Genomic DNA, 8201 nt, shown 5'->3' on the forward strand with positions numbered 1-8201 from the left:
AACCAGCCCGGGGCGGGCGCCACGGCGCGCAGTTCGGCCAGCACCGCCTCGGCCTTGTCCGCCCAGACCTCGCGGTCGGCCTGAACATAGGCCGTGGCGAGGGCGTGGGCATAGGCGTTGTGATCATTGGACCAGACGCGGAACCCCTCGCGCTTCAGCGCGTGGCCCACGCGCGCGGTGCCGGAGAACAGGTCGCAGACCGTCCCGCCCTGCGGCTGAGCCGCCCGCACCGCGCCGATCACCTGGCCCAGAAGCGCGCGCTTTGAGCCGATGTATTTGATCATTCCGCCCCGTCAGGTTTTGCGGGCGCGCTTCGCCCCGTGGTCGTGCCGGGGGGCAGCATGGGCCGGAGCATGGGCCAGACGCAACAGATTCGCGGCCCCGGGCGCGCCAAAGGGCGTTCCGGCCAGGATCAGGATGCGCTGTCCCGGCTCGGCCAGGCCGTAGAGCATGGCCGCCTCGACCGCATCATCGGTCAAGCCTTCCAGCGAGGTCGGCTGTTCGCCCAGACGCGGCTCCAGCCCCCAGACCAGGGCCAGACGACGCGCCGTCTCGGGCTTGGGCGTCAGCGCCAGCACCGGCTGCAACGGCCGCTCGCGCGACATCCGCCGCGCCGTGCCGCCCAGCGTCGTGAACACCACCATGCAGGCAGTGGACGACGCCTCGGCCGCCTTTCTCGCCGCCGCGACCAGGGCGTCCACATCGTCGATGTCCATGCCCGCGTGTTCGGCGTCCATCAGGCCCGGCCACAGGGGGTCGCGCTCCACCCGCTCCATGATGCGGTTCATGATGGTCACGGCTTCCAGCGGATAGTCGCCCGCCGCCGTCTCGGCCGACAGCATCAGGGCGTCGGCGCCCTCATAGACGGCGTTGGCCACGTCCGACGCCTCGGCGCGGGTCGGGGCCGGGGCGCTGGTCATCGATTCCAGCATCTGGGTGGCGACGATCGCGGGCACGCCGCGCTGGCGGGCGGCGCGCAGGATCTTCTTCTGGGCGACCGGCACTTCCTCGGGGTCCATCTCGACCCCCAGATCGCCGCGCGCGACCATGACGCCGTCGCAGTAGTCGAGGATGCTCTCGAGGTCGTTCAGGGCCTGAGGCTTTTCGATCTTGGCCAGGCAGGCGGCCTGACCGTTCACGATACTTTTCAGCTCGGCCATGTCCTCGGCCTTCTGGACGAAGCTGAGGGCCACCCAGTCGACGCCGAGACGAAGCGCGAAGGCCAGATCCTCGCGGTCCTTGGGCGTCAGGGCCGAGACTGGGATGACGGCTTCGGGCACGGCCACCCCCTTGCGGTCGGACAGCTTGGAGCCGCTCTCGACCGTGACGTCGCACCATTCGTCTGTGCGCTCGCCCACGCGCAGCCGCACCCGGCCGTCGTCCAGCAACAGCAGCATGCCCGGACGCAGGGACTTGAGGATTTCCGGATGCGGCATCTGCACCCGTTTCTCGTCGCCCAGCGCCGGGTTCAGGTCGAAGCGCATCTGGTGGCCCGGCTTGACCTCGATCTCGACGTCGGAGAAACGGCCCAGCCTCAGCTTCGGCCCCTGCAGGTCGGCCAGTATGCCCAGCGGCCGCTTCAACGCCATCTCGGCTCCGCGCACGGCCTTGAAGGCGGCGGCGTGATCGTCGTGCGAGCCGTGGCTGAAGTTCAGGCGAAAGACGTCCACCCCGGCCTGGGCCAGCGCCTTGACCGTTCCCGGCGCACGACTGGCGGGTCCAAGGGTCGCGACGATGCGCGCACGGCGGGCTCTTTGCATGAACGGGTTTCCTCTGATGGCTCTGACGGCCGGCGCCTCCCCTCAGAAGCGCTTCTCAGTCTCTTGTGCCAATGAAATGCGGGAGGCGTAAGGCCGCCTCCCGACATGGAAACACGAGTTTATGGCCGCGAAACACGAAGTTATGGCGACCGGCCGTCTTATTTCGTCTCGCAACGCCCCTTGGCGAACTGCGGCAAGTCCATGCAGCGGCCGTCGATCGGGGCGTCCGGCGTGACGCCGATCAGATTGGCCAGAGTCGGGGCGATGTCGATGGTGCGCATCGGCAGGAAGCGCTCCTGCCCCTCGGCGCCCGGCCACCAGAAGACGATCGGCACGCGGCGGTCATAATCCCAGGGCGAGCCGTGGCTGGAGATGGCGCCGCCGACACGGCCCTGGCCGGTCAGACCCGGCTGCCAGGCGCGCAGGATGTCGGGCGAACGGCCCGCCACCGCCGACAGACGCAGGCGCTCGCGCACGCTCAGGTCTTCGGGGTTGATCGAGTTCGGCACAGGCTCGGCCAGCAGTTCGTCGCGGGCGACGGCCAGGACCACCTGCGGCTCGGCGTTCAACAGTTCCAGGGCAGCGGCCAGCACCTGCGAGCGCAGCGGCTCCGGCAGGGACTTGCGGTCCTTGTCGACGATGACGAAGCCGCCCGCCGACGACACCACGGGATCAGCGTCCAGCCCGAAGCGGGCCTTCAGCGCGGCGTTGACGCGCGGCTGCAGGGCGCGATCCACCCGGCCCGCATGAGGATAGCCCTCGACCGACGAACGCTCGGGGAAGTCCGAGCCGCCGTGGTCGGCCGTCAGCACCACGATGGCGCCGCCCGGAACGGTCGACAGCTTGTCCAGGAAGGCGCCCAGGGCCGTATCGAGGCGCAGCATCTGCTCGCACATCTCGGGCCCCTGGGTGCCGTAGCTGTGGCCGATACGGTCCGTGGCCGACAGGCTGACGCCCAGCATGTCCGTGACGCCGCGACGGCCCAGTTGCTGGCTGTCCATCAGCTCGATCGCGCCTTCGATGGTCAGCTCGTCCAGGATGGGCGAGTTGTCGAGGCGGAAGTTGGCCGGCGGCACCTTGGAGTCAAAGGTCTGGCCCGCGATGGTCCACTGCCCTTCCAGGCGGCGGCAGGCGGCGTTGGAATAGGTCCAGCTGGGCGCCTGTCGCGTGAAGCGGTCGATCATGCGGGCGTTCAGGGCCGCCACCGGAGCCAGGCGCGCCTCGGCCGACTGGCCCGGCTCGACATAGGTGGTGAAGCCGAAATTGTCGGTCAGCCAGAAGGCGCCGTCGCCCTTGTGCCCGGCTAGGTTGATGGCGCCGCGATCCTTGCCCGACACACCGTAAACGCGGCTTTCAGGGCTGACCGCCTTCAGCCAGTCGCCCAGGGTCGAGGCGCTTAGCTGACCGGGGCCGACCGGGCCGTTGTCGGTGTTCTTGCCGTGCGCCAAAGTGTTCTGCGGCGCGGCCAGGCAATAGGTTTCCTTTCCCGTCGTCGTGTCGATCCAGTCGTTGGCCGGGATGCCGCTGCGCGCCGGATGGGCGCCCGTCAGCACGGTCGAGTGGCCGGCGCAGGTCACGGTCACGCCGTGGGTCTGATAGCCGTTGATCGAGACCATGCCCTGATCGGCCAGGGTCTTCAGCCCGCCGGTGAACTGGCTGCGGTACTGGTTGAACAGATTGGCGCTGAGTTGATCGACCACCACGGTGACGATCAGCGAAGGCGAGGCGCGTTCTGCCGCGGGCGCCGCTGCGGGGGCCGTCGTCTCCGCCGCCTGCGCGGCTCCGCTCAGGGCGACGAGCCCCAGGGTCAGGCCCAGGGCGGAGGCGAGAAGGCGGCTGCGGATCATCGGGAACACCAAGCGAAGCAGAAAGTCGTCAAATCCCTACGCCGCCGCCATGACGGGGCCAAGACAGCGCAGCTATGAAAAGGGGGCCGCAGCGCCCTCCGGCGTCAGATCATCGGCTCACCGCGTCGATGCGCGTCCAGCCACTCCCGGAAGAAGGCGCGGGCGATGAAGGCCAGCACGCCCGCGACGATGACGGGCCACATCAGGACATAGACGGTAAGCCAGAAGGGGGTCATGGAGATCTCCGGTCAGCGGGATTGAGGAAGTTGCGAGCCTGTCCGGGCCGCGGCAGACGCGGCGGCTGCCTCGGCGTCGGCCTCGTCGAAGTCGCCGGTCATGCGGGCGATGCGCGAGAAGTCGAAGCCGGTCCGGTTGGACAGGGACAGGACGGTGCAGACCACAGTGCTGACGGCATAGGCGATCAGCGAACCGCTCAACACGGCGTAGTCATGCAGGAAGCCGATGGCGAAGGGCGCGACAAGCAGGGCCGCCGCCACGCCGACGATCCGCGCGGGCCGAGCGCCGAAGAAGCCGAACACCATCAGGCCCGCAACCACGCCCACCCCGACCACGGCGACCATGTCAAAGACATAGCCGACGGCGCCATCCATCGAAATCCAGCCGAACCGCACGGGGAAGAAGATCGCCAGCGCCGCCAGCACCGAGACGGTGAAGGCCTTGTTGGTCACCTTCTCCCAATAGAAGCTGGCGATGACGGGGAAGACCAGCGCGCCCCAGATGGCGCCGACCAGGACCAGCAGGTCCAGAATGTTCATCCGCGCCCCAGCGAAATAGAGAGCCGTCCCGGTGGCGATGACCATGGTGGCCCGGCCGACGGTCAACATCAGGCGCGGATCAGCCTTGCGCTTGCCCGCCCGGCCATAGACGTCGGCCATCATGATCGACGACAGGGCCGACAGGTCGGAGTCCGCCGTCGAGGCCAGCGAGCCAATGATCATGATGAAGAAGACGCTCAGCAGCACCGGCCCGAAATAGGTTCCGGCCAGTTGCGGGATCAGGTTGTTGAGGTCGCCCTCCATCGGATTGATCCCGGCATAAAGGGCCACGACGCCCAGCATGCCGATGCCGATGATGGTCGCGCCATAGCCGACCGTGGCCGTAATGAAGGTCGGCCGGATCAGGTCTTCGCGCACGGCGAACAGACGCTGGGCGATGGTCTGGTTGCCGATGGCGTAGGCCAGGACGGCGGCGATATAGGGCGCCCCCTGGTTCAGGAAGGCCTCGGACGAGAAGAAGCTGGTCTGCTGCGGCGTCAGGTTGGATGCGCCTTCAACAAAAACCGCCGGGCCGCCCATGGCGAAGAAGATGGCCGGAATAACCACGATCACGGCACCCAGCATGGCGCACACCTGAATGAAGTCCGTCAGCACCGAGGCCCGGAACCCCGACCACAGCGTATACAGCAGCACTCCGCCAGCGATGACGACGACGCCCTGGCTGAAGTTGAACGGCGTCAGCATGGCGATCAGGGCGCCCCCGGCGATGAAGTTCGACGTCAGGCTGATCACGCTGCCCAGGATGTTGGATCCCGCCAGCATCAGCTGGCTTGAGCGGCCGTGCCGGGCGTACATGACCTCGGCCAGCGTATGGGCGCGCGGCGCCACGGCGCGGATGCGGCGGCCATAGGGGTAGATGAACAGGATCATCAGCGCCCCCCACAGCCCATAATGGATCGGCCCCGATATGCCGTAGACATAACCCGAGGTGGCCGACGCATACATCGACGCCGCCCAGATCCAGGTCGCCGTCATCGAGGCGGCCGAGACCCCCAGACCGATGCCGTTGCCGGCGGTCATATAGGCGTCGGCGTTTTCCTTGCGTCGGCTGATCCGCAGCGAGATCAGCATGGTCAGGCCAAAGAACAGCACCAGCAGGCCGATCGTCAGCGGCCCGCCCAGTTGTTGAAGTTGTACGTCGTCCACGCGCGCCTGCGCTCCTGTCTCTCAATCATCCTGCGAGCCCCCGGCCGCCATCCGCGCAGCCGCAAAACGCCGCCGCGCACAGCGGCGCAGACAGACGAGATGTCACGGTTGCCTTCGCGTCCGACATGAAAGCCAGGCGCAATGAACGGCGCATCGCACGCGCCAGCGCGGCTCAACCCCTCAAGCCGCGACGAGACAGCCTAATACATCAAAAGCGAAGCTGAGATAAAGTTTTTGTGCAGCGCGATAGGCTTGACAAAATTCAGGTCAATTTCAACCAAACGAAAGAGATTCGAATCTCAATTATCACATATGATATTGATGACGAAGAAGTTCGACTGAAATGATATTCAGGACAATCTATACTTTATAGTCAACGATTACCCATCGTCCATACAGAAATCGCACCAATGTGAAAACTGCATTCATCGACATCACACATTCGAAACGCAGGGATGCGACGGCGACAAGGACGCGCGCGCCAAAGCTCTGAGCCCAGACAGCATTTGGCCGCAGACGCAAAAAAACGCCTGCGTTCAGGAACGCAGGCGTGGAAACGGCCTCACAGGACCAAGGCCCGCAAGGGCGTCAGCCGGATCAGGTCCGGCCGAAGATGGTGCGAGCGGCGGGGGTCGAACCCGCAAGACCAAAGTCGGCAGATTTTAAGTCTGCTGCGTCTACCAGTTTCGCCACGCTCGCGGCGCGCGCCTCAGCGCTTCGCCTCCTGTGCCGCACGAGCGGCCCGGAAGTCCACATCGGAATCAGCGATCAGGCGCACCAGGGCCGCCCAGGCGGCGACATTCTGGGTCATCTGGGCCGGGTCGATCTTGTCCAGGGTGTCGTCAGCCGTGTGGTGCAGGTCGAAATAGCGCGTGCCGTCCTGGCGCAGGCCGAAGACCGGAACGCCCGCCCTCGCCAGGGGGCCGATGTCGACCCCGCCGAACAGCTCCGCCTCGCCCGGCAGGACGCCCAGCGGACGCAGGACGCCCTCGGCGATCTTGGCGAAGTCCGTGTGCTGCGAACCGGGCGGCAGGCCCAGGGCGTAGACGCGGTCTGCGCCGAAATCGCTCTCGCCGGCGACGACGTGCTTCTCGACGTCCGCGCCGATGTTGCGGACATAGGCGCCGCCGCCGTTGCCGTGGTCGGTCGGCTGGGCGACCTCTTCAGAGCCATACAGGACCACGCGCACCGTGCGCGCCGGACGGCCCTGCTCGGCGATCAGCTTGGCCGCGGCCAGGGTGATGGCGCCGCCCGCCGCGTCGTCGATGGCGCCGGTGCCCAGATCCCAGCTGTCCATGTGCGAGCCCAGGACGATGATCTCGTTCGGGCGCGAGGCCCCGACGATGTCGCCCATCACGTTCTGGCTGTGGGTCTCATAGGTGTGGGCGGTGGACTTCAGGCGCAGGCGCACCGTCTCGCCCATGCCCACCAACCGCGCGATCTGATCGGCGTCCGGCGCGCTGAGCGCAAAGGCGGGCAGCGGCACCTTGCCCTCGACATAGCGGGTCGTGCCGGTGTGCGGCATGCGGTGTTCGTCCGATCCGGCCGAGCGCATGACGAAGGCGACCGCCCCGCGCTTGGCCGCCTCGGTCGGGCCGACGCCGCGAATGCGCGACAGAGGGCCGTAGCCCGAGCCGTCCTGCATCCGCACCATCTGGCCGCCGTCGACCACGGCGATCTTACCGCTCAGCGACCCGGCGGGGGCCGCCAACAAGGCGTCCAGACCGTCGAAGAAGACAACCTCCGCCTCGACGCCTTCGGCCGGGGTGGCGATGGAATGGCCGAGCGCCGCGGCGACCAGCTTTTGCGGGCGTGCGCCCAGAATCTCGGCGCTTTCCTCACCCCGCTCCCAGCCGATCAGGGGGAACTGCTCGATGCGAACGTTCTGGAAGCCGTGGGCGCGCATGTAGTCGGCGGCCCAGGCCGAGGCGTCCTGCTCAGCGCGCGAGCCCGCCGGGCGCGGGCCGAAGCGGGTGGTGATCTGGGTGACGTAGTCGAGGGCGATATTGCCCTTCAGCGCCTGATCGCGCACCTGTTCGGCGGCGCGGATGGTGCGGGCGTCCTGCGCCAGAACCGGCGTAGCGACAAGGCCGAGCGCCACAGCGCTGGCGGCCATCAGACGGATAGTGAACGACAAGAGCGCCTCCCAGACTCAAACGACAGGCGCGGACCCTAGCGGGCGAAGACTGCGACCGAAAGTCTCAGCTTCGCCGCTGGGCGGAAATCACTCGCCCTTGATGAAGGGCTCGACCGGGCCTTGCAGCTTGACGGTCAGGGCCTTGCCGCGACGGTCGACGCGGTTGCCGACGGCCAGACGGACCCAGCCTTCCGAGACGCAGTATTCCTCGACGTTGGTCTTTTCCTCGCCCTTGAAGCGGATGCCTACGCCGCGCGCCAGCAGCTCGGCGTTGTGGAAGGGGCTGTCGGGATCGACCGAAAGGCGGTCAGGCAGGACGTCGGACATGGAAAGGTCTCGCGAAAAATCGAAGCGGGCTGAATAGCCGCGCAAGGCCTTTGCGACAACCGTCGCCTATTGCACCGATTGACGGGCGGCGGCCGGAGCGTCGGCAGGGGCCGGAGCGTAGGGACGCGGGCCGGTCTCGGCAGGAGCCGGAGCCTTGGCCGCAGGCTGGGCGGCAGGGCGAGCGGCC

General features: G+C 67.4%; 7 protein-coding genes and 1 tRNA gene. All 8 read right to left on the reverse strand.

Features of this window, described 5'->3' with window-relative positions; translation table 11 throughout:
* A partial coding sequence (locus tag RT567_RS10900) for a DNA adenine methylase (protein ID WP_313576399.1) occupies positions 1 to 284 on the reverse strand: 284 nt, incomplete at its 3' end.
* Between the two features lie 9 nt (positions 285 to 293).
* Positions 294 to 1760 (reverse strand): pyruvate kinase, encoded by a 1467-nt coding sequence (gene pyk / locus RT567_RS10905; RefSeq protein WP_313576400.1) that lies wholly within the window; start codon positions 1758 to 1760, stop codon positions 294 to 296.
* Between the two features lie 158 nt (positions 1761 to 1918).
* Positions 1919 to 3607, reverse strand: coding sequence for an alkaline phosphatase family protein (locus RT567_RS10910; protein ID WP_313576401.1), 1689 nt, complete (start codon positions 3605 to 3607; stop codon positions 1919 to 1921).
* Positions 3608 to 3711: 104 nt separating this feature from the next.
* Positions 3712 to 3843 (reverse strand): putative transporter small subunit, encoded by a 132-nt coding sequence (locus RT567_RS10915; protein WP_218779206.1) that lies wholly within the window; start codon positions 3841 to 3843, stop codon positions 3712 to 3714.
* A 12-nt stretch (positions 3844 to 3855) separates the two neighbouring features.
* Positions 3856 to 5550: a sodium:solute symporter family protein gene (locus RT567_RS10920; protein ID WP_313576402.1), complete on the reverse strand. Its 1695-nt coding sequence runs from the start codon at positions 5548 to 5550 to the stop codon at positions 3856 to 3858.
* A 614-nt stretch (positions 5551 to 6164) separates the two neighbouring features.
* Positions 6165 to 6249: transfer RNA gene (locus RT567_RS10925), tRNA-Leu, on the reverse strand.
* 10 nt (positions 6250 to 6259) lie between these two features.
* Positions 6260 to 7666 carry a M20/M25/M40 family metallo-hydrolase gene (locus RT567_RS10930; RefSeq protein WP_409516168.1) on the reverse strand — a complete coding sequence of 469 codons (1407 nt, stop codon included), beginning with the start codon at positions 7664 to 7666 and terminating at the stop codon, positions 6260 to 6262.
* Positions 7667 to 7774: 108 nt separating this feature from the next.
* Complete coding sequence (locus tag RT567_RS10935) at positions 7775 to 8014, reverse strand: DUF3297 family protein (protein WP_125901558.1); 240 nt, start codon at positions 8012 to 8014, stop codon at positions 7775 to 7777.
* Positions 8015 to 8201 lie beyond the last annotated feature (187 nt).

This window comes from Brevundimonas sp., assembly GCF_032107865.1.
Taxonomy (GTDB): Bacteria; Pseudomonadota; Alphaproteobacteria; order Caulobacterales; family Caulobacteraceae; genus Brevundimonas.